General features: G+C 53.0%; 20 protein-coding genes. 3 read left to right on the top strand and 17 right to left on the bottom strand.

All coding sequences use genetic code 11. The features are described 5' to 3' along the window. The 7 genes from coaD to rfaQ form a co-directional block, all read right to left on the bottom strand. On the bottom strand, nucleotides 1-480 hold the full coding sequence (coaD, locus tag ACMGG3_RS18945; RefSeq protein ID WP_014168056.1) for a pantetheine-phosphate adenylyltransferase: 480 nt from the start codon (nucleotides 478-480) through the stop codon (nucleotides 1-3). A gap of 3 nt (nucleotides 481-483) precedes the next feature. After that, nucleotides 484-1,254 (bottom strand): glycosyltransferase family 2 protein, encoded by a 771-nt coding sequence (locus ACMGG3_RS18950; protein WP_148576852.1) that lies wholly within the window; start codon nucleotides 1,252-1,254, stop codon nucleotides 484-486. Next, nucleotides 1,254-2,528 carry a lipid IV(A) 3-deoxy-D-manno-octulosonic acid transferase gene (waaA, locus tag ACMGG3_RS18955; RefSeq protein WP_014168058.1) on the bottom strand — a complete coding sequence of 425 codons (1,275 nt, stop codon included), beginning with the start codon at nucleotides 2,526-2,528 and terminating at the stop codon, nucleotides 1,254-1,256. Before waaA ends, ACMGG3_RS18950 begins: the two co-directional genes overlap by 1 nt. A 65-nt stretch (nucleotides 2,529-2,593) precedes the next feature. Further along, on the bottom strand, nucleotides 2,594-3,583 hold the full coding sequence (locus tag ACMGG3_RS18960; RefSeq protein WP_414149376.1) for a glycosyltransferase: 990 nt from the start codon (nucleotides 3,581-3,583) through the stop codon (nucleotides 2,594-2,596). Nucleotides 3,584-3,597: 14 nt separating this feature from the next. Then, on the bottom strand, nucleotides 3,598-4,695 hold the full coding sequence (locus ACMGG3_RS18965; protein WP_032679322.1) for a glycosyltransferase: 1,098 nt from the start codon (nucleotides 4,693-4,695) through the stop codon (nucleotides 3,598-3,600). Nucleotides 4,696-4,697: 2 nt separating this feature from the next. Continuing rightward, nucleotides 4,698-5,825, bottom strand: a complete 1,128-nt coding sequence (locus ACMGG3_RS18970) for a glycosyltransferase family 4 protein (RefSeq protein WP_020882684.1) — start codon at nucleotides 5,823-5,825, stop codon at nucleotides 4,698-4,700. Beyond that, entirely contained in the window at nucleotides 5,825-6,892 is a 1,068-nt protein-coding gene (gene rfaQ, locus ACMGG3_RS18975) for a putative lipopolysaccharide heptosyltransferase III (protein ID WP_080964435.1), read from the bottom strand. Before rfaQ ends, ACMGG3_RS18970 begins: the two co-directional genes overlap by 1 nt. A 150-nt stretch (nucleotides 6,893-7,042) precedes the next feature. Between rfaQ and ACMGG3_RS18980 the strand changes: the two genes are divergently transcribed. Then, nucleotides 7,043-7,996: a polysaccharide deacetylase family protein gene (locus tag ACMGG3_RS18980; RefSeq protein WP_041162360.1), complete on the top strand. Its 954-nt coding sequence runs from the start codon at nucleotides 7,043-7,045 to the stop codon at nucleotides 7,994-7,996. Nucleotides 7,997-8,023: 27 nt separating this feature from the next. Here ACMGG3_RS18980 and ACMGG3_RS18985 read toward each other — a convergent pair whose 3' ends face one another. From ACMGG3_RS18985 to rfaD, 6 genes are read right to left on the bottom strand one after another with little or no spacing between them, the layout of a single operon-like run. Next, complete coding sequence (locus ACMGG3_RS18985) at nucleotides 8,024-9,235, bottom strand: O-antigen ligase family protein (protein WP_014168064.1); 1,212 nt, start codon at nucleotides 9,233-9,235, stop codon at nucleotides 8,024-8,026. Next, nucleotides 9,223-10,131 (bottom strand): glycosyltransferase family 2 protein, encoded by a 909-nt coding sequence (locus tag ACMGG3_RS18990; protein WP_014168065.1) that lies wholly within the window; start codon nucleotides 10,129-10,131, stop codon nucleotides 9,223-9,225. The genes ACMGG3_RS18985 and ACMGG3_RS18990 overlap by 13 nt, the downstream gene beginning before the upstream one ends. Nucleotides 10,132-10,136: 5 nt before the next feature. After that, nucleotides 10,137-11,246, bottom strand: coding sequence for a glycosyltransferase family 9 protein (locus ACMGG3_RS18995; RefSeq protein WP_414149377.1), 1,110 nt, complete (start codon nucleotides 11,244-11,246; stop codon nucleotides 10,137-10,139). A 3-nt stretch (nucleotides 11,247-11,249) separates the two neighbouring features. Then, nucleotides 11,250-12,233, bottom strand: coding sequence for a lipopolysaccharide heptosyltransferase RfaC (gene rfaC, locus ACMGG3_RS19000; RefSeq protein WP_014168067.1), 984 nt, complete (start codon nucleotides 12,231-12,233; stop codon nucleotides 11,250-11,252). 3 nt (nucleotides 12,234-12,236) lie between these two features. Beyond that, nucleotides 12,237-13,283, bottom strand: a complete 1,047-nt coding sequence (rfaF, locus tag ACMGG3_RS19005; protein WP_014168068.1) for an ADP-heptose--LPS heptosyltransferase RfaF — start codon at nucleotides 13,281-13,283, stop codon at nucleotides 12,237-12,239. Nucleotides 13,284-13,285: 2 nt separating this feature from the next. Next, nucleotides 13,286-14,218, bottom strand: a complete 933-nt coding sequence (rfaD, locus tag ACMGG3_RS19010; protein WP_008502707.1) for an ADP-glyceromanno-heptose 6-epimerase — start codon at nucleotides 14,216-14,218, stop codon at nucleotides 13,286-13,288. Between the two features lie 215 nt (nucleotides 14,219-14,433). Between rfaD and kbl the strand changes: the two genes are divergently transcribed. After that, entirely contained in the window at nucleotides 14,434-15,630 is a 1,197-nt protein-coding gene (kbl, locus tag ACMGG3_RS19015) for a glycine C-acetyltransferase (RefSeq protein ID WP_020882676.1), read from the top strand. A 9-nt stretch (nucleotides 15,631-15,639) separates the two neighbouring features. Continuing rightward, nucleotides 15,640-16,665 carry an L-threonine 3-dehydrogenase gene (gene tdh / locus ACMGG3_RS19020; protein ID WP_020882675.1) on the top strand — a complete coding sequence of 342 codons (1,026 nt, stop codon included), beginning with the start codon at nucleotides 15,640-15,642 and terminating at the stop codon, nucleotides 16,663-16,665. 29 nt (nucleotides 16,666-16,694) lie between these two features. Here the strand turns inward: tdh and ACMGG3_RS19025 are convergent, their stop codons facing one another. Genes ACMGG3_RS19025 through envC form a run of 4 tightly spaced genes read right to left on the bottom strand, consistent with a single transcriptional unit; the run spans nucleotide 16,695 to nucleotide 21,056 of the window. Further along, on the bottom strand, nucleotides 16,695-17,609 hold the full coding sequence (locus ACMGG3_RS19025) for a hypothetical protein (RefSeq protein ID WP_020882674.1): 915 nt from the start codon (nucleotides 17,607-17,609) through the stop codon (nucleotides 16,695-16,697). Between the two features lie 15 nt (nucleotides 17,610-17,624). Continuing rightward, nucleotides 17,625-18,830, bottom strand: a complete 1,206-nt coding sequence (locus tag ACMGG3_RS19030) for a glycosyltransferase (protein WP_138613093.1) — start codon at nucleotides 18,828-18,830, stop codon at nucleotides 17,625-17,627. A 9-nt stretch (nucleotides 18,831-18,839) separates the two neighbouring features. Further along, entirely contained in the window at nucleotides 18,840-19,793 is a 954-nt protein-coding gene (locus ACMGG3_RS19035) for a divergent polysaccharide deacetylase family protein (protein WP_014168074.1), read from the bottom strand. 3 nt (nucleotides 19,794-19,796) lie between these two features. Further along, a complete protein-coding gene (gene envC, locus ACMGG3_RS19040) occupies nucleotides 19,797-21,056 on the bottom strand; it encodes a murein hydrolase activator EnvC (protein ID WP_414149923.1) in 1,260 nt (419 codons plus the stop codon). Between the last annotated feature and the right edge of the window lies 1 nt (nucleotide 21,057).

Consider the following 21,057-nt stretch of genomic DNA (forward strand, 5'->3'; position numbering starts at 1 on the left):
CTACTTTAATTTTTCCATCAACGCCTGATGGACGTTAGCCGGCAGGAAATGGGTCACGTCACCGTGATGACGCGCCACCTCTTTGACCAGCGAAGAAGAGATAAACGACCACTCTTTTGAAGGCATCAGGAACACGCTCTCCAGCTCTGGCATCAGGTGGCGGTTCATGTGCGCCAGCTGCATTTCGTATTCGAAGTCAGCCACCGCGCGTAACCCGCGGATCAAAATGTTAGCCTGCCGGGCACGGGCGAAGTTGGCCATCAGATCGCTGAAGCCCACCACCTCGACGTTTGGCAGATGTGAGATAGCGTCAGTGGCAAGGGCAACGCGCTCATTGAGGTCGAACATGGGTTTCTTACTGGGGCTGGCGGCGATCGCCAGAATCACCTTATCAAACATGCATGCCGCACGGGTGATGATGTCAAGATGACCGTTGGTGATGGGATCAAAGGTACCCGGATAAATCGCTTTTGTGCTCATGGCTCACGTTTTCTCTGAGTAGCCGCGGCAAAGCGCCCACAGCTCGGTGTATTTGTTGAAAGTATACTGGGCATTCACCACCGCCAGTAACCACCCCTGTTTACCGTCCAGCACGCCGCCTCGCAGCAGCAGTGTTTTCAGAAATGCCCCCAGCGTGTGGGTGAAAATATCGGTCAGCGTGGCCTTCTTGCCGCGCAGGTGGCGCTCCTGTGCCCATGCGGTGGCATAGTTAAGCTGTTTGCGCTGGAAGCTGGCGAAATCCCGGCAGGTCAGATGCAGCAGATCGCCCGTCAGAGGAATGACGGGGGCACTGTCGCATGCCAGGGATTCATGGACCAGATTATCGTTGTACTGATATCGCTCACGCTCGTAGAGGCGCATTACGCGGTCTGGATACCAGCCGCTGTGGCGCATAAAACGGCCAAGGAAATAGTTGCGACGTGCAATGCTGTATACCGCGCCAGGCTGAGGTGCTGCCAGCACCGCCTGAATGGCCTGGCGGAGCTCAGGTGTGATGCGCTCGTCAGTGTCCAGCATCAGCACGTAATCACCAGTAGCATAGCGCTGCGCGCGCTGGCGCTGGATGCCGTAGCCTTGCCAGTCGGTATCGATAAAGACCTTTGCACCCGCGGTACGGGCGTCATCCACCGTGTTGTCCTCGCTGCCGGAGTCGAGAAGGACAATTTCGTCAGCCCAGGCGACGGAGGCCAGGCAGTCCGGAAGCAGGTCGGCGGCGTTTTTGGCGATCATCACGACCGACAGACGCGTTGACATTAGTGGCTCCGCTGAGGCAGATAAGGTTGCAGAAGTTGCAGCAAACGAGTGAGTGCGCCTTGGTTCTGATGCAGCACTTCGACAGCATGGCGACCATACCAGAGGCGGTAATCTTCGTCGGTCAGAAGGGTTGAGACCTCTTTGACCACCGAGTCCGCGTCGGTCACGGTAATTAACCCGTCGGCTTGCTGCAACTTAGCGCAGATATCTTTGAAGTTAAACGTGTGTGGACCCATCAGCACCGGAATGGCGTGTGCGGCCGGCTCAAGCGGATTATGGCCGCCGCGCTCCACAAGGCTGCCGCCAACAAAAGCCAGATCGGCAATGCCGTAAAGCAGCATCAGCTCGCCCATTGTATCGCCAATCACCACCTGAGTGCTGCCGGAGGGGATCTCACCGCTGCTGCGCAGGGTAAAGCTGAAGCCGCCTTTCTGCACCATCTCACGCGCATCTTTAAAACGCTCGGGGTGACGGGGGACCAGAATCAGCAGCAAATCGGGGAATTTTTCCAGCAGCTTACGATGGGCCTGCAGGATAATGGCTTCTTCGCCGTCATGGGTGCTGGTTGCAATCCACACCTGCCGACGCGGTGCCCACTGGCGACGTAGCGTAATCGCACGGGCGGCGAGTTCAGGCGTGACGGATATATCGAACTTCAGGCTACCCGTCACCGCAAGCTGGTTGCGCTTCAGGCCCAGAGCGAGAAAGCGCGCCGCGTCTTCTTCGTTCTGCGCGGCAATCAGCGTTATTCGGCTGAGCAGGCGGCGCATAAATTTACCTAACTTGCCGTAACCTTTCGCCGAGCGCTCTGAAAGGCGCGCGTTGGCAATCACCAGCGGAATTTTACGGGCATGCAGGGCGGAAATCATATTTGGCCACAGTTCAGTTTCCATGACGATCACCAGTTTCGGGCGAACGGTATTCAGGAAGCGGTTCATGGCGCAAGGCAGGTCGTAAGGCAAATAGACATGTTGAACGTCTTTACCGAACGCCGATAATGCGCGTTCAGACCCCGTCGGCGTCATGGTCGTGACCGTGATCGGCAGTGACGGATAGCGGTGACGAAGGGCGCGAACCAGCGGGATCGCCGCCAGCGTTTCGCCCACAGAAACGGAATGCAGCAAAATACCGTCCGGCACGACTTTATTGCGGCAGTAACCATAGCGTTCAGCCCAGCGTTTACGATACGCAGGCGCTTTACGGCTACGAAGCAACAGTCGCAGCCACACCAGTGGCTGGATGATGTAGAGCAGGGCGGTATACAACAATTCCAAGCGATTATCCGTTTTTTAGTTTCGGCGGGGAAATTCTAAGCATTTAAGCCGGGTAAAGCTATCTCTTATGCCAGATACCGTTTTAAACGGAAGTAGCGTCGGCCCAGGCGCCAGCGCAAACGGGGGCTTTTGGCACTTTTCCAGATAAGCCTCCAGATACCCGTGTCGAAGAACTCTTTTATTATCATCGACTTCTTCTGCACATCCTTCATATTGTCGAAGGTATGAATGATCCCAAGCCCCTCTTTGGCGATTTGCCAGTGGCAGGCGGGGATATCTTTCACTTTTTCCGGGTAACGCTGGTTGATGGCATCCAGCATCTGCAGAATTTTCATGTAATGGCGCGCCGAGCGAATCAGCGTGTCATCATTGTCCGGCATATGGGAAACCGATGCGGAGTGAATGTAATAGTCGTAAAAACGTTCACTGGTGTACTGCACGCGGTCAGCTGCGAGCAAGACTTCGGTAGTCCACGGGATATCCTGATGGCGCAGGCCGGGCTCAAAACGAAAACCATTCTGACGAATAAAGTCATGGCGATAGATATTCAGCCAGGTCACATGCAGAAACTTGCGTGAGTCGAGCGCTTTTTTTAACCAGGCCGCACCGGTCATGACGCCTGTTGAGGCCAGCTTGTCTTCCGGGAGAATCGGCCGTGAAGGCTTCTTATTGTTTTCCCAGACGTAGTTTCCGTTGCAGGTGGCGACATCCAGATTCTGCGTGACGGCCATATCAAGCAAGCGCTGATACATGCCGGGCTTAAAGACATCATCAATATCCGGGAAAGAGAGATATTGACCGGTAGCGACGGCCAGACCGGTATTGCGCGCAATGGATACACCCTGATTTTCCTGTTCGATAACCTGCATTTGCGGCAGTTTTTCACGCCAGGTTTCGACTATCTGCATCGAACTGTCCGTGGAGCCATCATTGACGATGATGACTTCCATACTGTCGATCTGTTGATTCGCAAGGCAGGTAAAGAACTGATCCAGGAAAGCTTCGCCGTTATAAACGGCAACCACTACGCTTAATAATGGCGCTGAATTTTGCATAAGAAACCTGATTATTATTGATTGTCTACCAACGCAACATATTGCTGGCAAATGGCATTTATCCCGAACGACGCGATCGTTGCGCTATCAACGACAGGCGGGGAGGTATAGAGATCGGCCAGTGTTTTCGCCAGTGATTCATCATTCATCTCCGACAGCCCGCGCGCCAGCGTACCCGTGAGGATTTCAGCGGGCCCGCCAGGACAGTTCGTACTGACAGGCGGCGTCTGGCAGATGATGGATTCTACCAGTACGTTACCAAAACCTTCACAGTCAGAACTTAACACTAAAAGTCGTGCGCCTTTAATCCACGGATAAGGGTTGGACTCGAAGGGGCGGAAAATAACCTTGTCTTCGATCCCGAGTTCTTTCGCTAACTGTTTAAGCTGTTGAATTTTGGTGTCAGAACCGTTGCCCATCATCACCAGCGATGCGTCTATTTTGCTCTGTGCATAGGCACGCAGAAGGCGGTCGTGGCGTTTATGTTCATGAAAACGACCCACGTGAATAATGTAATCCTGCCCCTGCATCTCAAAAGGCGCATCCGCCAGACGCTGGATTTCAGGAATATCAAAGGGATTATGGATAACCGCTTTGCGACGAAGGTCGATGGACAGCGTCTCTGAGAGATCTTTCAGCACGGCGGCGGAGACGGCGACAACGTTTCGGTTTTCGTAGGTATGACGAATTTTGTAATGTTTAAACCAGCGTGAAAGGCCGTGGCGATGACGCAGGTAGGAGAATGAGAACATGCCATGCACGCAGAACCAGACCTTATCGCGATCCAGCGCACGACTGTGCGCCACAATACGATCGGTTTTATGCAGGTGCGAGAATATGACGTCGAACTTCCCGCTGCGCTCAGCCTGTTCAATGGCATTGTCCAGCAGCTGCGCCCGGCGCGGGATCTCGGTGAGCTTTCTCCAGGGCTTTTTACACGTATCCTGAATGACCTGATAATCAATGCCTGCCGGGATGGCGTAGTCGCACACCTTTCGCAGGGAGAAAAGGGAGACCTGATGCCCCATTTCTATCAATCCGCTGGAGAGGGTGAGAACCGTTTTTTCGGCTCCTCCACCGGGCAAACCATCAATAATCATTAGGATGCGCATTTTTAATCCAGTAATTTTTGATAAAGCGAAATAAGCTGACTTGATAATTTTTCTGGGGTCGCTTCTTTTACGCGCTCACGCGCTGCCCGCCCCATATCGTTATTCTTATCCAAAGATGGAAGGGTCATGACTGCCTCCTTCAATCTGCTGATATCAAGTGCATCACAGTAAAAGCCATTCTGACCTTGCTCAATAAACTCTGCACCACCGCAACTCACTGAAGTAATGACGGGCAAACCGCAGGCCATCGCTTCAAGAATGACGTTTGGAAAAGGATCATACAGCGTTGGCAGCAGTAATCCATCGGATACCTGGTAAAATGGTAGTGTCTCTTTTTGCATCCCCAGGAAGCGAATTTGCCCCTCACAGCCCAATGAACGGGCGAGGTCACGGTAACGACTTTCTGCTTTATCCTGTCCAACCACAATCAGCCACGCGGGTGTGCCCGCAATAGCGCGGATAGCGCTGGCCAGTCCCTTACGTTCAAAACCTGACCCGACGAAACACAACACCACGGCATCGACAGGCAATCCGAGCTGCTGACGCAGTGCAGCGCGCTGTCCTTCGGTTGCCGGAACGAAGCGGCTGGAATCAATTGAATTATAAATCACATGTATCTTTTTTGCGTCAATATCAAAGTCTTCGATGATTTCGCGTTTGATCATCTCCGCATTGCAGATAACGGCTTTCAATTCAGGAGCCTGATACATTTCACGTTCGGCGTGCATGACGTAGCGATGGTAGCGATCGTGCATCAGAAGTTGTGCACGCCAGGCAGGCAGAATGCGCGCACGCTGCAGCAGCCAACGCCGGTGCACGCCATCCCCTGCGCGGTAAATATCGCAGCCAGGAATACGCTCGTGGCTCTGCACAATGTCAAACTGCTGCTGTTCCCACAGCGCACGCGCAGCATGTGCAAACCCGCGTTCGCGACTGATTCGGCCCCATTTACGTGGGTCGCAAATATGGATATGCCAGTCGTCCTGCTTCTCCCCCTGCCACTCACGCGTGATGACGTTGAGCTCCAGGTTTTGGTTGCTCAGTGCGGTAAGTGCCCGGGAAACGAAGCGTTCCGCCCCGCCATCAGGTCGGTATTTTTGGCGAACAATCGCTAAACGATGGTGTTTCATTACAGGTATCTCCTGGCGGCGGAGACCACGACATCAACGGGAATGGCGTCGAGATAGCGTTCAGTTGTTTTGGTATCAATGGCGTCCGGGTCGGGAAGTGGGCCAAAATCGCCAGCCCAGATGACTTCACCGTTGACCTGCCATGGCGACCAGAACACCCGTTTTGACGGGCCGAAGAGAGCAATGCACGGCGTCTGAAGCGCGGCGGCCATGTGCATCGGAACAGAATCGACGCCAATAAAGAGGCGCGCATGATCGATAAGTGATGCCAGTTGGCGCAACGTGAGTTGACCGGCCAGTGAGACTACGCCCGTTTTTGGCGCCGCGGCGAGAATGCGGTCTATCATCGCCAGCTCTTTTTTATCCGGGCCTGCGGTGAGAACCACAGTGTGGCCATCCTGCTGGAGTGCCGTGATGGTTTGCGCCATCTTGCCTTCGTCCCAGCACTTAAAGAACCAGCGTGACGTTGGCTGGATCACCACGTAGTTATCAGCCACACCCTGTTGCGTCAGTAGCTGGCGCGCGCGATCCCAGTCCTCTGCGCGATAGGCCATAGTGACGGCTGGCTGAGCCGGGACGGGCAACGGTGAAAGAATAGAAAGATTTTGCTCAACGGTATGGAGCGACGGGTGATTGGCGACAGAAACCAAATCGGTATGACAAAAACGCCAGAACGCGTTTTTTCGCTTGTTAAACGCGAACCCGAGGCGTACTGGCGCGCCGGTGAAACGGGTGACAATGGCGCTGCGCCACTGATCGGCAAGGTTAATCACCAGATGATAACGCTGCGCTCTTAAGGCACAGAGTAACTGCCACTCTTTTTGCAGATGTTTCAGGGTGCCGAGCTGCTTCCATTTACGATCTATACCGTAGATGGTGCCGATCGCCGGATGCGCGGCGAGCATATCGCGTGTCTCTTCATAAAGAAGAACATCGATTTGCGCCGTGGGCCATTTTTGACGTAACGAATTAATGACCGGAGTTGTGAGTAACATGTCGCCATGATGTCGAAGTTTGATAAGTAAAATACGTAAATCAGGCGTGTCGAGTAGGTTAATCATCATCATCTTATCAGCGGTATACTGTCAGCAATTCTAATAGACCTGATGGCGACTTGCACTCTTTCTCCATAATGTCAGGAATTTCCCTGGAAGGGTTTACTCCTGCTTCGCAGAGTGCGTAACATAGCCCTCACTCTTACGTCTTACGGACTCATTATGAAAAAACCAGCGTTTATCATCACCATTGATACAGAAGGCGATAATCTCTGGCAAAACCACCGTGTTATCAAAACGGAAAACGCACGCTACCTGGCACGATTTCAGGCGCTATGCGAGCGTTTTGGTTTTAAGCCGGTCTGGCTGACCAACTATGAGATGGCGATCGAACCGGTTTTCATTGAGTTCGCAAAAGATGTGATTGCCCGCCGCCAGGGCGAGGTTGGCATGCATCTTCATGCGTGGAACAGCCCACCTGAACATGACCTCACCGGTGATGACTGGCGCTGGCAACCTTATCTGATTGAGTTTTCAGATGAAATTATGCGCGAGAAAGTGCTTTTTATGACGCACTTACTGGAAGAGACCTTCCAGACCAAAATGCTGAGCCACCGTGCCGGGCGTTGGGCGTTTGATCGTCGCTACGCAAACTTGCTGATAGAGCTGGGTTATCAGGTTGACTGTTCCGTCACCCCACGGGTGAACTGGCGAAATGCCAAAGGGGCGCCGCAGGGTCACGGAGGAACGAATTATCAGCATTTCCCCGACCATGCCTACTTTATCGATACAGAGGATATTTCCCGCCCGGGAAAGAGCCCTTTGCTCGAAGTGCCGATGAGTATTCAGTATAAACACCCGGCCTGGCTAAACACCGTTAAACAGGGCTACGATCGGCTGCGTGGGAAATACCGTTCCCCGTCAGTTAACTGGCTGCGTCCGTCCGGTGGAAATGCGTCTGAGATGATTAAGGTCGCACAACAGTGCTTGTCGCAGGGCAATGATTATGTGGAGTTTATGCTCCATTCTTCAGAATTTATGCCCGGCGGAAGTCCTACGTTCAAAGATGAAGCGGCCATTGAAGGGTTGTACCAGGATTTGGACCAGTTGTTTACATGGCTGTCGGACAAGACGGTGGGGATGACGCTGGCGGAGTTTTATCAACACCAGAAATAATAATGCCCGCCAGGCGGGCATTATTTATCATCGTTGTTTTGTCTGAGAGAAAGGTGTACTCAGAGCAAACAGGATCATAAAGAATATCAATGCCTCTGAACTCAACAATATGACGTCTGTCAGGCCATAGAGCAATAATAGAAGCATGGCAGTCAATAGCAGACCATTTTTGTTTCTGATGGCGTAGCCAATCATCGATACGAAGAAAAAGAGCAGTATTGCCAGGCCAGGTATTCCTTGTAATGAATACTTTTCAATGAATTCATTGTGTAGATGCACTTTAATGTAAACGAGAGCCGTTGCGAGATGCGGATGCCCATTTTGAATATATTTTTTTGTCCATGTTTCTCTCTCTTCGACTGACTGACCTAACGGATGCGCCAGACCATTTTGAATACCGATAGTCCACATGGAAAAACGTGCGCCGAGAGAAGTGCGATCGTAGCCTTTCTGATATTTATCGACTTCGATTTGCGTTTGCATGATCTTAGGTGAAATCAGAGGCTTGTAGCTTACGACTACAATACCCGCCACAATACATAAAAAGATCAGAGTCGATTTCAGATGAATTCTTCTGAAATGATAAAGCGTCATGACGATAGCAAGAAGTAAATAGAGCCCCATTGCAGCACGCGTTCCGGTTAAAAGGATAACAAAGAACGAGACCAAAATGGTAATACCGGCCAGAACATAGAGCTTTACATTTTGCTGGAGGTAAAGGCTGTACACAAAGGCAAGTGACAGCACGGAGTAAACATAGGCAGAGACCGTGGCTCGATTGATTGCCATTTCAACACGAGCCATACCTTGCGATGCCTGCCACAATCCATAACCGGTTGCGAGTGCAAATCCTGTCGCAGTCGCTAAAAGAAAATATTTCTTAAAGCTTTCTCTGTCGATATAATCTTTAAAACGGTCAATATAGAAAACGAGAATACTCGCCAAAAGTAATTTTTTACTTGCACCGAGATAATCGCTGTACATGTTTAAGCCTTCGCTATGGTACTCATAGACCATATACCAGACAAAGTTCAGTAATCCAATAAGAAATATGGGTAGTGCTATTGAGAATGGTTTTAGCGTAATTTTTTTATATTCAAACGCTAAACCGAGAATAGCGATATAAATTGCAATATAGAAAAACTCACGTTGCTTCCCTGAATTGACTAATGCAAGCATCAAAGAGATGAAGCTCAGAAAAAGTGTCAGTTGATAAAGTCGAAGTTTTATTTTTTCCATAATGCCTCAATAACCCTTTTCTTATAACTAAACCGAATATGTGTGTCCATAAAGAACGAAATCGAATAAATCTGGCTCACCCGATCTTTTACCAGATTTAAGTGTGGCGTCGAGAGATACTTTTTATGGTTACTGTATATATCAAACCAGTGACAATTGATGAGATGTTTAAAACTGCGCGGGAAGGTTTCTTCCATGCGAAGCGTGCAATCAACAAGTGAAGAGACTTTGCTGGCATCAAGTTCGCTGGATAAGCTTCCATGACGTTTGATGTAATAATAATGCCCCTGACGCTGATAAAATATTTTATGCGCTTGCATAATCATTCCGGGGAACACAGCGAAATCTTCGTAACAGACCATCGAAGGTATAGGGTTAGCTTTATACAGGTCTTTGTGAATAAATTGGCCGATCAGATGTGCCTGAAAGTCTTTATGTCGCAAAAAACGGGAGATCGCGTCTTGTTGTGAGATTGCCACAGGGTCGAAACCCTGCCAGGTTGAGGTGATCTTTTGAATATCACGAATTTCACGTAAGCGCGTCAGTAGCATATCTGGACGCTGTGCTTGCAGAAAATCCACGGCATCCTGAATGCTGCCCGGTTTTAGCCGGTCATCGCTGTCCAGCATCGTAATATAGTCTCCTGATGCCAGCGTGACAGCACTGTTTCGGACCTGACCCACGTTACGGTAATCCACACATCGCGTTGTTGCATGAGGTAATTTTGGTAACCACGCTTCAATAATATCCTGTGTGCCATCATTTGAGCTGTCATTAAAGATGATGATCTCAACAGTATCGCCTGCACTCCCAATCGCATTCTGCAGGCTTTCTAAAGTGGCATGAAGGGTATCTTCGGCATTATGCGCGGCAATGATGATGCTTAGAAAAGCCATAAAAATTAGTTTCCCTGGGCATCAGTGAGAGATGTGATTGTGTTCGCTTTTGGTAATTCGCGAATAAAATCTTTAAGCTCACGTAGTGATTCGTCTGTCACAGCGAAAAGTTCTTCCCGATCTTGGGAGAAATAGTAGCGTGTTTCAAATACATACGAGCAAATATGCGCATCATTCCCAATCAGCAATACCTTGCCAAGCGGACGTTGTTCATAATGGCAGCAAGGGCCAAACAGCAACACCACCGGGACGCCCACCGCATCGGCAATGTAGATATTCCCTGAATCTGACGCAATATAACAATCCATTTTGGATATCGCCCACGGCAGTTCTTCGAGCGATATTTTCCCAATGAGGTTGATAAAATTGGGAATTTCACCGTAAGCGCGGGTGATGTCATCCATCCACGGCTGTTCGTTCGGTGCGCCAAAAACATAAAACTCGCAGGGCAGGTCGGCAAGATGATCGACAATACGTTTCCAGATTGCCGGGGGAACCGTCTTTGCTTTGTTACCGGCAGAAATACTGATACCAATTCGGATAACCCCGGGTTTATCGAGAATTTGCGGGTAAACCGCAGGCTTGAACAGGGGCTTTGTGGCGTGCTTGGGGGAGTCCTGCCCGGTGAGCGCGCGATCGGCGAGCTTGAGATAGTTAGTGACGGACAGCGTCTTTTTGCCATGCTCAACGGTACCATCAGCCGTGGCATAAAAAATTCCGTGATACCACCTGCGCGTATAAGTGCTTAAAAATTGTTTGTTTTTTGCATTACAGGCTGAGGCGAAAAAGAGATTCACACTGTTGGGCTGCAGCAGATAGACATTGTCGTAGCGATTCATGATCCGGCAGGCGAAGCAGAGCTTACGCCACAGGTTGCGCTTTTGCTGCTCCACAAAAAAGATCTCTTCGATACTGTCGTCATGCTGAGCCAATGCGTTAACGCTGCGGCTGATCAGCACATCGCTTTTTTGCAGATACGCCAGTAGAGGCGTTGCATTGATAAAGTCACCGATTTTGGCTGTCTGAATGACAAGGTTTCTGCCCGTGTCTTTGCGAAACAGCTTCCGGATGAGTTTCACCGGAAAAAGTAAAATCAGCAGAAATACATAACTCATGGGTTAAATATCCCTGTTAGAAAGCCGATGGCTGCCCTGTAAAAACGAAAAAATCGCATCTGCGGTAATGTCTCTCATATGCTGCGTCGGACTGACCATTTGATGCTGGTTTTTACCGTACCCCCCGATCAGTCCCGGGTCGGTCGGACCGAAGAGGGTGATATTGGGGCGGTCCAGCGCTGCGGTTAAATGGCTTAATCCGGTATCCACGGATACGACGGCGTTGGCGCCTGCCAGTTGCGCGGCAACCTGAGCCAGCGTGAGTTTAGGTAACACTTCCACATTTGAAAAACCCGCGGCCAAACGCTCTGCGCGTTGCCTTTCGTGTTCTGCGCCCCACGGGAGTTTAATATGGATGCCGGTCGGTTGCATTAGCTCAATGAGTCTTCGCCAGTGTGATTCCGGCCAGTGCTTATCATCGCGCGTTGTGGCATGCAGAAAGACCAGATAGGGCGGCGTGTGCGTCTTCGCATCGCGCAAAAAATGCTGCGCAATAGCGTAATCACCCTGCGTGTCCGGTTTTGCATAGCCGAGGCTTTTCGCAAACAGCTCGCGGGTGCGCTCCACGGCGTGCTGCTGTTTCGCGATATGGTGGCGGCGATTATAGAACAGGCTCGCCAGCGGCTCGCGGGCGGTTTGCCAGTCCATACCGTGCTTTACGCCGTGCGCCAGACGCGTGACCAGCGCGGCGCTTTTGACCAGACCCTGTGCGTCAATGATGGCATCGTAACGCTGCGCTTGCACCGCATCACGGAAGGCTTGACGTTCAGCCTTAATCGGTGCTGAGAACCACGCTTTACGCCAGCGGCGGATAGCAACCGGGATCACGCGGTCTACTGCTTCATGCCAGGTGGGGATCTGTGCGAAGCCCTCCTCCACCACCCAGTCAAAACGAATGCCGGGAATGGCCTGCATGGCGTCGGTGAGCGACGGCAGAGTATGCAGGACATCGCCCATGGAAGAGGTTTTAACGATCAATACCCGCATCCGTTATCCTTCTTCACTCAACAGCAGCTCGTTGAGCTCTTCAAGGACACACTCGGGCGTGATGTCGATCAGGCTCTGGTGATAGCCTTCAGCCGCATCGCCTTTTCGCACCTTGTGATAACCGCTGATCAGACGTATGACGCGCGCTTTATGAGAAAGCGGTGGCGTAAAGTCAGGGCTGCTGGGGCCATACAGAGCAACCAGCGGCCGGTTGAGCGCAGCGGCGACGTGCATCAGGCCCGAGTCGTTGGTGACGACGGCTTTACAGGCGGCAAGTAAAACTACCGCCTGTTCCAGCTGGGTTTCCCCTGCCAGATTACGGCACCATGCCTGCTGTTCTGTATTCAGCGAAGCCAGAATTTCGTTACCCGCCTCGTGGTCTTTCGCCGAGCCAAACAACACGACCTGATTACCTTCATCGATCAGCTGTTTTGCCAGCTCAGCGTAATGATAATGCGGCCAGCGTTTTGCCGGGCCGAACTCTGCTCCCGGGCAGAAACCGATCATGGGGCGTTCTGATGAAATTCCAAACGCGTTGCAGGTGTGGGATTTCTCACCGTCGTTGACCTGGAGCTGGGGCCAGAGCAGCGGTTGCGGCAGATCTTTTGCGCTGCGCATCACGCCTTTGTCATAGGCCAGCGCGACGTAGCGCTCGACCATGAGTGGCCAGGCGTCTTTATCGAGCACGCGCGCGTCGTTCAGCAGACCGTAGCGCATTTCTCCACGCCAGCCGGTGCGATGGGGGACGCCCGCAAAGAAGGGTACCAGGGCGGATTTAAAGGAGTTAGGCAGGACATAGGCGCGGTCATAGCGCTTTTCGCGAAGGCTATGGCCGAGCTTGCGACGTTCACCAATTTCCAGCGCGCCGTGGCCGAGCGGCATTGGGATCGCCTCGTTAACTTCCGGCATACGCGATAACAACGGACGGCACCAGGCAGGTGCCATCACGTCAATTATCGCCTGGGGATAACGCGCCTTGAGCGTGCGATAGAGACTTTGCGACATCATCATGTCGCCCACCCATGACGGGCCGATCACCAGAATTTTCATACTTACGCGTCGCGGTTCAGCCAGGCCATATATTCCGTTACGCCTTCGGCAACGGTCTTGAACGGTTTGTCGTAACCCGCCGCACGCAGGTTGGTCAAATCCGCCTGCGTGAAGGCCTGGTAACGACCTTTCAGTTTGTCCGGGAACGGAATGTATTCAATGCTGCCTTTTTTGTGGTACGCCAGGGTGGCGTCCGCCACGGCCTGGAAGGATTCCGCACGGCCTGTCCCCAGGTTAAAGATACCGGAGACGCCGTTTTCCCAGAACCACAGGTTCACTGCCGCCACGTCGCCTACGTAGACGAAGTCACGCTTGAAGCCGTCACTGCCTTCAAACAGTTTCGGGCTTTCGCCATTGTTCAGCTGCGTGTTCAGGTGGAACGCGACGCTCGCCATGCTCCCTTTGTGGCCTTCGCGCGGTCCATATACGTTGAAGTAACGGAAACCCACAATCTGGGAATTGGCTTCAGGCAGAACCTGACGCACGTATTCATCGAACAGGAATTTGGAGTAGCCATAGACGTTCAGCGGCTGCTCATATTCGCGGGATTCGATGAAGTCTGACGTACGGCCACCGTAGGTTGCAGCAGAAGAGGCGTACAGGAACGGAATTTCACGCTCCAGGCAGTAATGCAGGATCTCTTTGGAGTACTGATAGTTATTGTCCATCATGTACTTGCCGTCCCACTCGGTGGTGGAAGAGCATGCGCCTTCGTGGAAGATGGCTTCGATCTCGCCGAACTCTTCACCTGCCATAATCTGGATAAGGAAGTCTTCTTTATCCATATAGTCAGCGATGTTCAGATCCACCAGGTTTACAAACTTGGTGCCGTCTTTCAGGTTGTCCACCACCAGAATGTCGGTGATGCCTTTGTCATTGAGGGCCTTAACAATGTTGCTGCCGATAAAGCCCGCGCCGCCGGTAACGATGATCATAACTGTAACCTTTGAAGTGTGGAGTCCGGGGACAATCCCGGACGCTAATGTTCTTATCATATCATTAGTATGGCTGCCCTTCAGCCATTCACCGACATAGCGCAAGGGTACACGTGATTTATGCTGCAAAAACGAGAAGAGATAATGTGTCATCTCGTCATGGCGGCCAGGGTTGGGTAATATGTGCCAAAATTTGCCGAGTCTGGAGAATTGCAATGCGTGGTGATTTTTACAAACAGTTAAACAGCGACCTCGACACCGCACGTGCGGAAGGGTTGTTCAAAGAAGAGCGTATTATCACGTCTGCTCAGCAGGCGGACATCACCGTTGCCGATGGCAGCCATGTGATCAACTTTTGTGCGAACAACTACTTAGGTCTTGCGAATCACCCTGAGCTGATTGCCGCGGCAAAACAAGGCATGGACACCCACGGTTTCGGTATGGCCTCCGTACGCTTTATCTGCGGTACGCAGGACAGCCATAAGCAGCTTGAGAAAAAGCTGGCGGACTTCCTGGGGATGGAAGATGCGATCCTGTACTCCTCGTGCTTCGACGCCAACGGTGGTCTGTTTGAGACGCTGCTCGGCGCAGAAGATGCCATTATCTCCGACGCCCTGAACCACGCTTCTATCATTGACGGTGTGCGCCTGTGTAAAGCGAAGCGCTTCCGCTACGCCAACAACGACATGGTTGAACTGGAAGCGCGCCTGAAAGAAGCGCGTGAAGCAGGTGCCCGCCATGTGCTGATCGCCACCGACGGCGTGTTCTCTATGGATGGCGTGATTGCCAACCTGAAGGGCGTGTGCGACCTGGCAGACAAATACGATGCGCTGGTGATGGTTGATGATTCACACGCCGTCGGTTTTGTTGGTGAGAACGGCCGTGGATCTCACGAATACTGTGACGTAATGGGTCGCGTGGACATTATCACCGGTACGCTGGGTAAAGCGCTCGGCGGCGCGTCAGGGGGTTATACTGCTGCGCGTAAAGAGGTGGTTGAGTGGCTGCGCCAGCGTTCCCGTCCATACCTGTTCTCCAACTCGCTGGCGCCGGCGATCGTTGCCGCATCCATTAAAGTCCTGGAAATGGTGGAGTCTGGCGCTGAGCTGCGCGACCGTCTGTGGTCAAACGCCCGCCTGTTCCGTGAAAAAATGGGTGCCGCAGGGTTTACGCTCGCCGGTGCCGATCACGCCATTATTCCGGTGATGCTGGGCGATGCGGTTGTGGCGCAGAATTTTGCCCGCGAGCTGCAGAAAGAAGGAATTTACGTTACCGGGTTCTTCTTCCCGGTGGTACCAAAAGGCCAGGCGCGTATCCGCACCCAGATGTCTGCGGCGCATTCGCCTGAACAAATTGAACGTGCGGTGGAAGCCTTTACCCGCATCGGCAAACAGCTGGGCGTAATTGCCTGAGGACGTGTGATGAAAGCGTTATCCAAACTGAAAGCGGAAGAAGGGATTTGGATGACCGACGTGCCGGAGCCGGAAGTCGGTCATAACGATCTGCTGATCAAAATTCGTAAAACCGCCATTTGCGGCACTGACGTTCATATCTATAACTGGGACCAGTGGTCGCAGAAAACCATTCCGGTACCGATGGTCGTGGGCCACGAATATGTCGGCGAAGTGGTGGGCATGGGTCAGGAAGTAAAAGGCTTCAACATTGGCGACCGCGTCTCGGGTGAAGGTCATATTACCTGTGGTCACTGCCGTAACTGCCGCGGTGGACGCACGCACCTATGCCGTAACACAATCGGCGTGGGCGTGAACCGTCCGGGCTGCTTCGCAGAATATCTGGTGATCCCGGCGTTTAACGCGTTCAAAATCCCGGACAACATTTCTGACGATCTGGCCTCTATCTTTGATCCCTTCGGCAACGCGGTACACACGGCGCTCTCTTTCGACCTGGTCGGCGAAGATGTGCTGGTTTCCGGCGCGGGTCCCATCGGAATTATGGCGGCCGCGGTGGCGAAGCACGTTGGTGCCCGCAATGTGGTGATTACCGATGTGAACGAGTATCGCCTGTCGCTGGCGCGCAAAATGGGCGTGACCCGCGCGGTGGATGTCTCAAAAGAGAGCCTGAGCGACGTGATGGAAGAGCTGGGCATGACCGAAGGTTTTGACGTGGGTCTTGAGATGTCCGGCGCACCACCGGCGTTTCGCACCATGCTGGACACCATGAACCACGGCGGACGTATTGCGATGCTGGGCATTCCACCGTCTGATATGTCTATCGACTGGAACAAGGTTATCTTCAAGGGGCTGTTCATCAAAGGTATCTACGGCCGCGAGATGTTCGAAACCTGGTACAAGATGGCGGCACTGATCCAGTCTGGTCTGGACCTCTCTCCGATTATCACCCATCGCTTCTCCATCGATGAGTTCCAGGAAGGCTTTGACGCGATGCGCTCTGGCCAGTCCGGAAAGGTTATCCTGAGCTGGGATTAGTCATAAAAAAGGGGCCTCAGGCCCCTTTTTTACTGGTTCTTCTTCTCTTCGTCTGTCAGGTAACGCACCTTTCGCGTGTAATCCTGACCTTTGAACTGCAGCTTATTGTCTGGTGACTCAAGATACTTCTGCCATTCGGACAGCGGGAAACCGCCGTGTGCGCCAATGACCTCTTTCGGTACCACAGCCTCTTGTCCGCCAATTTTCTTAGAGACCGGCCAGTTCATCCAGTCTCCCAGATTGACCGTTTTCACATCCAGCATATCCAGAAGTGCGGCGAGCGGAAGCTGATCGGTTGGGGGCTGATTATCTTCCATTAGCTCCCAGGTATCCTGGAACAGGGTCAACCACAGCGGGCAAATGCGTCGCCACGTCTTTTGGGTTGCTGCGAGGAAAGCGCCGTTAACGTGATCGACAAGATAAGGGCGCACCGTCTCTTTGTAATAGGCGGGTACTTTCTCCGCGGGAGCACCATCGAGTTTGGCGATCATCTTACCCTGACGGAAGCTGGAGTAGATGTGCATATCGGCCATGTTGATCTCAGGCATTTTGAGCAGATTGAGATCGGAGTCGATCATCAAAACGCCTTCACCCCGGGCCTGTAGCGGCGCATTGAGCTTCACCAGACGGCTAAGATAGATCTGCTTGTAGCGGTAACTCTCTTCTCGTTTTGGAAGCGTGAGTGTCACTACGCGAGTTTTAGGGGGAAGCACCCCGAAAGCAGATTCTGGCTGATCGCTGACAATCACGATCTCGCTGACGCCGGTGGCATAACGCTCAGCAAAGGTTGCCGACAGTAACGCCTCTTCAACAAAATCAGCGCCGGTGCAAGGAATGACGATGGAGTCAACGGCAACAAGATTGCCTGTTACCGGCAGGGAACGGTACGGAATGTTATGTCGTCCGGTAATATGACGATAGCGAGCGTTAAGGAATTTAAACATGTTCATCTCGTGTGATTATTTTGCGCCAAGTACCGCTTCGACGCCGCTAACATACTGTTCAATGGCATAGGTTCCACAGACATTCTGACGGGCAGCCAAAGCCAGGCGTGCGCGCAGATCGGCATCTTTCCAGATGCTCTCAAGATGCGCGGCAAGCTGTGAAACGTCGCCCCAGGGGAACAAGAGTCCCGTCGACCCTGGGTCAATTAATTCCGCTGTCCCGGTCACCTGCGAGCCAATGACAGGGATATTAAGCAACATGGCTTCCAGCACGACGCGAGGTAATCCTTCGCTCTGTGAGGCTAAAATAAAAGCGTCAAATGTCGCAAGGTAATCAAAGGGGGTATTCTGGAACCCCGTGAAGATGACCTGCTTCTCAATACCCAATGCGGTGGCCTGAGCAATTAATGCGTCGCGTTCGCCACCTTCACCGACTAACACCATCTTCCATTTTGCGTCAGGGTTCTTCTGACTGAACTGCGCCAGCGCCTCCAGAGTATGATGGTTTGCTTTGCGGGGGATCAGTGACCCCACGCTACCGAAAACGAAAGTATCGTCATCAATGTTCAGCCGCTGGCGCATTGCACGTCGGTCTGGCAGGGGCTGGTGGATGTCGATTGCATTGTTTACGGTTGTGCAGAGCTCAGGGCGAACCCCATTCTGAAGTAAAACACGCTCAACGCCGTGGGAGACCGCAATGATTTTTGTGGCATGGTCATTAACCAGCCTGACCAGCGGCGGCGTCATGACAGGTTCGATGCGGCAGTGCTGAATTAACCGCACATGCTGTTTTGCACCGGCTAAATACCCTTCTTCATTTGAGCCAGGCTGATTGTTCATATACAGCGTATCGAATCCGCCTTCACTGAGCAGCGTTGCAATTCTGCGAACATTGGGCCGAATACGCCAGAGCGTATCGATATGGCGCGTAAAGGCCTTACGCCCCCTGCGCGAGAAGAAAAGGAGACTGCGGCCCAGCTCTTTCGCAAGTTTCGCCCATACGGGCTGCCGTGGCTGAGGGATCACAATTAAGGGAATGCCGATACTGTCCAGCACCTGGCCGATCGTTTGCCCTTCGGCACGGCTGTAATCACTGTAAAAACAGCAGGTGATATCGAACTTCTCGCGGTCAATCCGCTTCAGAAGTTCGAGCATGCTGTTGGTGCCACCGCCCCACTCTTTGCCGGTATCGAGGAGCAGTATTTTGTGTCGTTGCAGCATCGTTCTACCTTAATCGCCTCTCACAGTCTGTTGCCGGGTAATATTCCAGCCCTGCCACTGGTGCTGGAAATATTGCACCAGTGTACTCTGGCTCACGCTCTCACTAAGCACGGCAAAGAACCGCGTCGCGTAGACGGGTTCTGGCGGGCGTTTCGTTTTACACAGCGTCACACCCCTGAATGGATTGCGCGGCTGTGTTACCGGTGGCTGTGCATTGCCAGGACGCGACGTATCAACCTGTGGCTCATTCAGCAGATCGCCTGGACGAACCAGCGTAATATCAGAGGGCAATGTCGGCAGCATCTGCTGCAGAACGCGAACGGTAGACGGGTGTGGGTGGCCGATAGCAATGGCCGAGCCATTGCGTCGGGCTAGCTGTACGGCGCGATTGAACTGCCCGCGGATGTCCGCGTCGTTCTGGGTGTCATCGAGGAACACCTTGCGCTTTATTACCTTCACGCCTGTACCCTGCGCGGCACGCATCGCCTGGCTGTTGCCGATGGTCATGCTGTCGAGGAAATAGAGGTTATAGCGCTCCAGCGACTGCATCACTTTGAGCATCCCGTACAGGCTGGAGGTCATCGCGCTGCCCATGTGGTTGTTCAGCCCGACGGCGTACGGCACTTTATTGTAAGCATCGCGAATGATGCGATCGATCTCATCGCTGCTCATATCAGGGCGCAAAGTATCTTTTTCCAGCGGCTGCTTGCTGAGCGGTGCCATCGGCAGATGGATGAGAACCTGATGGCCGCTGTTATGCGCTTTGATCGCCATTTCACGCGCGTGCGGCGCATTCGGGAGGACGGCGACAGAGATGGCGGCCGGCATCGCCAGCACCTGATTCTCGGTGTGCGGACGATAACCGAAGTCATCAATCACTATCGCGAGTTTGCCAGCGTAGACCGGTGCTGCCAGCGCCAGTGCACTGGCGAAGGAGAGAACAATTCGACGAAATTGAAGCAAAACTTATCTTCCCAACCACGGCTGTGGATTGACCGCCTGACCCTGGCGACGAATTTCGAAATAGAGTGACGGGCGGCCCTGACCGCCACTGCTGCCCACGAGGGCGATGGGTTGGCCGGCGCGCACCTGAGTACCAACGCTGACCAGTGCGCTCTGGTTGTAGCCGTAAAGGCTCATATCGCCTTTACCGTGTTCCACCACTACCACAAGCCCGTAACCCTGCAGCCAGTCGGCCAGAATCACACGGCCATCGGCGATGGCTTTTACTTCGCTACCTTCAGACGCACCGATAACTATCCCTTTCCAACGTAGTTCACCCTGCAGCTGTTCGCCATAGCGATGCAGAATTGTACCGCGCACGGGCCAGTAAGCCTGACCACGAGGGGAGCCTAAACCGCCGGTACGTGACATCAGGGAGCGTTCGCTTTCGCTTGGCTTGTAGGTCGTACCTTTGCGTGAGGCTTCCTGCTGCTTGTCGCGTACGGCCTGCGCTTCACGGGCCTCTTTTTCGGCGCGCGCTTTCGCCGCCGCTTCCGCGCGGGCGATACTGTTACGCAGTTTCGATTCGTTGGCGCGCATTTCGCTCAGCTGGCTTTGGCCTTGCTGAATAGAGGACTCGAGACCGGAAAGGGTTTTCTTGCGCTCGTTGCGGGCCTGCTCGAGCTTCGCTTGTTGCGCCTGCTGTTCGTAGAGCAGCGTCTGTTGCTGGCTCTGCTTCTCTTCGAGCTCGGCTTTTTGCGTGGTGACCTCTTCGCGCGTCTGTTTCAGCTGCGCGATAGTCTCCTGACGCGCCTGGTTCAGATAACCAAAGTAGGCCTGCAGACGCTGACCGCGCTGGCTCTCTTCACCGCTGAGGATCAGCTGAAGGCCCGTATGCTCACCCTGGCGGAAAGCAGCATCAAGCTGTGCGGCAAGGTTGCGTTCCTGGGCATCACGCTGGCGTTCCAGTTTGGCAATCGACGCGTTCATTTCGTCGATCTGTTTATTCAACTGGGCGAGGGTGTTTTGCGTTTCACGTAATTTACGTGCGGCAGCGGAGATGGCTTCTTCCTGCTGCTTAAGCTGAGCGAGCAGAGCAGAGCGTTGCTGTTGTTGCTGGCGTACCGCACGCTCTTTCGCGGCGATATCGGCCTGAATGGATTTCAGCTGGTCACGGTCATCCGCGTGGGCGGATGCGGCGCACAGCAATACGCCAGCGCTGAGTGCGCTGGCGTAAAGCAGAGGTCTGACTGATAACCTAAGCGGCTTCACGACCCATGTGATT

Source organism: Enterobacter sp. BNK-18 (assembly GCF_047456135.1).
GTDB lineage: Bacteria > Pseudomonadota > Gammaproteobacteria > Enterobacterales > Enterobacteriaceae > Enterobacter > Enterobacter ludwigii.

Excerpts from the sequence above, each read along its gene's own strand:
- coaD (WP_014168056.1), bottom strand. The coding sequence starts at position 480 with ATGAGCACAAAAGCGATTTATCCGGGTACCTTTGATCCCATCACCAAC.
- ACMGG3_RS18950 (WP_148576852.1), bottom strand. The coding sequence starts at position 1,254 with ATGTCAACGCGTCTGTCGGTCGTGATGATCGCCAAAAACGCCGCCGAC.
- ACMGG3_RS18960 (WP_414149376.1), bottom strand. The coding sequence starts at position 3,583 with ATGCAAAATTCAGCGCCATTATTAAGCGTAGTGGTTGCCGTTTATAAC.
- ACMGG3_RS18965 (WP_032679322.1), bottom strand. The coding sequence starts at position 4,695 with ATGCGCATCCTAATGATTATTGATGGTTTGCCCGGTGGAGGAGCCGAA.
- ACMGG3_RS18970 (WP_020882684.1), bottom strand. The coding sequence starts at position 5,825 with ATGAAACACCATCGTTTAGCGATTGTTCGCCAAAAATACCGACCTGAT.
- rfaQ (WP_080964435.1), bottom strand. The coding sequence starts at position 6,892 with ATGATGATGATTAACCTACTCGACACGCCTGATTTACGTATTTTACTT.
- ACMGG3_RS18980 (WP_041162360.1), top strand. The coding sequence starts at position 7,043 with ATGAAAAAACCAGCGTTTATCATCACCATTGATACAGAAGGCGATAAT.
- ACMGG3_RS18985 (WP_014168064.1), bottom strand. The coding sequence starts at position 9,235 with ATGGAAAAAATAAAACTTCGACTTTATCAACTGACACTTTTTCTGAGC.
- ACMGG3_RS18990 (WP_014168065.1), bottom strand. The coding sequence starts at position 10,131 with ATGGCTTTTCTAAGCATCATCATTGCCGCGCATAATGCCGAAGATACC.
- ACMGG3_RS18995 (WP_414149377.1), bottom strand. The coding sequence starts at position 11,246 with ATGAGTTATGTATTTCTGCTGATTTTACTTTTTCCGGTGAAACTCATC.
- rfaC (WP_014168067.1), bottom strand. The coding sequence starts at position 12,233 with ATGCGGGTATTGATCGTTAAAACCTCTTCCATGGGCGATGTCCTGCAT.
- rfaF (WP_014168068.1), bottom strand. The coding sequence starts at position 13,283 with ATGAAAATTCTGGTGATCGGCCCGTCATGGGTGGGCGACATGATGATG.
- rfaD (WP_008502707.1), bottom strand. The coding sequence starts at position 14,218 with ATGATCATCGTTACCGGCGGCGCGGGCTTTATCGGCAGCAACATTGTT.
- kbl (WP_020882676.1), top strand. The coding sequence starts at position 14,434 with ATGCGTGGTGATTTTTACAAACAGTTAAACAGCGACCTCGACACCGCA.
- tdh (WP_020882675.1), top strand. The coding sequence starts at position 15,640 with ATGAAAGCGTTATCCAAACTGAAAGCGGAAGAAGGGATTTGGATGACC.
- ACMGG3_RS19025 (WP_020882674.1), bottom strand. The coding sequence starts at position 17,609 with ATGTTTAAATTCCTTAACGCTCGCTATCGTCATATTACCGGACGACAT.
- ACMGG3_RS19030 (WP_138613093.1), bottom strand. The coding sequence starts at position 18,830 with ATGCTGCAACGACACAAAATACTGCTCCTCGATACCGGCAAAGAGTGG.